This window comes from Vibrio sp. Vb1574 (assembly GCF_033338675.1).
In genome coordinates, this window is record NZ_JAWOTC010000140.1 from 1 (window position 1) to 1,644 (window position 1,644).

At 47.6% G+C, this 1,644-nt stretch carries 2 protein-coding genes; both read right to left on the bottom strand.

Going from position 1 to position 1,644, the window contains the following annotated elements; all coding sequences use genetic code 11:
• On the bottom strand, window positions 1-893 hold an 893-nt coding region (gene fieF, locus R7O12_RS24225), incomplete at its 3' end, for a CDF family cation-efflux transporter FieF (protein ID WP_318126584.1).
• Between the two features lie 115 nt (window positions 894-1,008).
• A complete protein-coding gene (locus R7O12_RS24230; RefSeq protein ID WP_005487153.1) occupies window positions 1,009-1,521 on the bottom strand; it encodes a CpxP family protein in 513 nt (170 codons plus the stop codon).
• Window positions 1,522-1,644 lie beyond the last annotated feature (123 nt).

Consider the following 1,644-nt stretch of genomic DNA (forward strand, 5'->3'; position numbering starts at 1 on the left):
TCTTGCTCTTTTTCTGGCCCAAATACCACCGACAACGGATCTTGATGGATCAATACATCCGCCTCTGGGAACAATGCCAACAAATTATCTTCCACTTTATCGGCAATATAATGCGCCTCAATTAAACGCAAGTTGTCATCCAATTCCAAATGCAATTGAATAAAACGTGTTGGACCAGACATACGGGTACGCAACTGATGTACACCCAACACGCCTTTCACGCTCAAACAAGCTTGGTTAATTTGCTCAAGCTCTTCATCGGGCAGCTTTCTGTCAAGCAACGTTTGAATCGCTTCGCTGACCATTTTGAAGGCGCTGTAAAGAATGAAGATACCAATACCAATCGCGAAGACCGCATCCGCTTGCGTTACACCAAAGTAGCTGAGCCCAAGCGCGACCATGATCGCCCCGTTCATGTATAAATCCGTTTGGTAGTGCAACGAATCTGCCGCGATTGCTTGGCTGCCCGTGATGCGCACCACGCGTTTCTGGAACATGACCAAACCAAACGTCACCATCATCGCAAACAAGGAGACATACACACCCAGCTCCGGCGCGTTCAGCTCGTGTGGCCTGAAGAAACGATCGATACCGTTTAGGATCAAAAAGACCGCAGAGCCGGAGATAAACATCGCCTGTGCCAACGCAGCGAGAGACTCGGCCTTACCATGCCCAAAAGTGTGTTCTCTGTCGGCTGGTTGCAGCGAATAGCGAACCACCACCAAATTCACCACTGAAGCGGCGATGTCCAGCATCGAATCAATAAGCGATGCCAATAGGCTGACCGATCCCGTCACCCACCATGTGATGACTTTTACAATGAGAAGAAGCGTCGCCACTATGGTTGCTGTCCAAGCTGCCGTCGTGACTAAGCGTGCATATTGCTGTTTCATAATCAAAGAGTTAACTCAAACCGTATTTTGAGTATACGTTGAATGCGCGTGAAATCGCCAGATCAAAAAGAGGCAACCTGTGGCTGCCTCTTCATATATATCATCGGATCATGACTTAATTATTGCGGTGTTTTCCCATGCGTTGTTGCATTTGGTCACCACATTCTTGCATGCGCTCGTTTTGCAGTTTTACAAATTCAGCTTTTTGCTCTGGAGTCAGCACGCTCAACATTTGGTGTTTTCTCTCCAGCATTTTCACACGGTGCTCAGTTTGGCGCTCAACCATCTCTTTCGCTAGAGCTGTGGCTTGCGCTTCATCGAACGTATCCGCTAGCAATAGAGACTGCATTTTCGCGTGATGCGCTTGGCGCTCTGCCATGCGTGCTTCGCGGTTTTGTGAATATTTGCCTTTCATTTCCGCGCGGTTTGCATCACGGAAAGATTGCAGTTGGTCTTTTTGTGCATCAGTTAAGTTCAAATCGCGCATAATGCCGCGGTCCATACCCATACCACATTCATCGCGTGGGCCTTTGTGGTGATCTTTACCACCAAATGCGAATGCACTCGCAGTGCCTAAAGTTAGAGGTAGAACAACAGCAGCTAACACAAGTTTTTTTGCAGATTTCATAATTCGATTCCTTACACAAGTGAGTGATTCTTCTGGGCTGTTCTCACAGCGCTTGAGTATAGAATACGACCCGCTAGGTAAAGCGGCGTATAGGGAGCGTAAAGAATCGTAAAGAGTGATTTT